Origin of the sequence: Streptococcus cristatus (assembly GCF_003943505.1) — a bacterium.
Lineage (GTDB): Bacteria > Bacillota > Bacilli > Lactobacillales > Streptococcaceae > Streptococcus > Streptococcus cristatus_E.
In genome coordinates this window covers 1-897 of sequence record NZ_RJPS01000039.1, presented here as the reverse complement: position 1 = coordinate 897, position 897 = coordinate 1, and the positions used below count along the sequence as shown (strand labels likewise).

Genomic DNA, 897 nt, shown 5'->3' with positions numbered 1-897 from the left:
GGACATAGGGAAGAGGAGAATGTTCAACGATTTTTGGACACCTATGATTTACCTTGGAACTTTGACCAAACCTTGGAAAAAGTTTATGAACTGGAAGCTCGAATATTAGCCAGAGGTGTAAATTTAAAAAAAGGTGCTAAAAATTTGCTTGCTTTTTTGGAAAGAGAAGGTATTTCAATCGCCTTAGCAACTTCAAGTGTTGAATCTCGAGCGAGAATGATCTTGGATAGTAATGGTATACTGTCCCTATTTGACCATCTAGTTTTTGCAAAAGATGTAAAGAGAAGCAAACCTTACCCTGATATATTTTTAAAGGCCTGTAGAGATTTGAATGTTTTACCAGAGAATTGCTTAGTACTAGAGGATAGTGAAGCAGGGATTGAGGCAGCGTATAGAGCTGGGATACCAGTCATTTGTATTCCAGACTTAAAAATACCAGCACAGTCTTTCTTAAATAAAACAGAACAAGTTTTTCAGGATTTAGACGCTGTCAGAGACTATTTAGAATGTAAGAAGGAGAATCAATGAGTCAGGAAGTTATAGATGCATTTATCACAGAAGTCATTTCTGAAAGTTCATTTGAGGAAATGGATCGAATCTACCTGACCAATCGTGTTTTGGCTCGAGTGGGCGAAGGCGTTTTGGAAGTTGAGACTAATCTGGATAAATTGATTGACCTAAAGGACCAGCTGGTCGAAGAAGCAGTTCGATTAGAGACGATTGAGGATGTTCAGACTGCGCGTGAAATCCTTGGTGCTGAGCTCATGGACTTGATTACCCCTGCCCCTAGCCAGCTCAATTGGGACTTCTGGACGACTTATGCCTCCAATCCCGAGCAAGCTGTAGCTGATTTTTACCAGCTTAGTCAAAAAAATGACTATATCAAGGTCAAGGCTA

General features: G+C 39.9%; 1 protein-coding gene and 1 pseudogene. Both read left to right on the top strand.

All coding sequences use genetic code 11. From position 1 onward, the window contains the following. Positions 1–528: HAD family hydrolase (locus tag D8792_RS10785; RefSeq protein WP_260470304.1), on the top strand; the 528-nt coding region annotated here is incomplete at its 5' end. Then, a pseudogene (locus D8792_RS10780) lies at positions 525–897 on the top strand (UDP-glucose--hexose-1-phosphate uridylyltransferase); the annotation flags it as partial. The gene D8792_RS10785 and the pseudogene D8792_RS10780, both read left to right, overlap by 4 nt.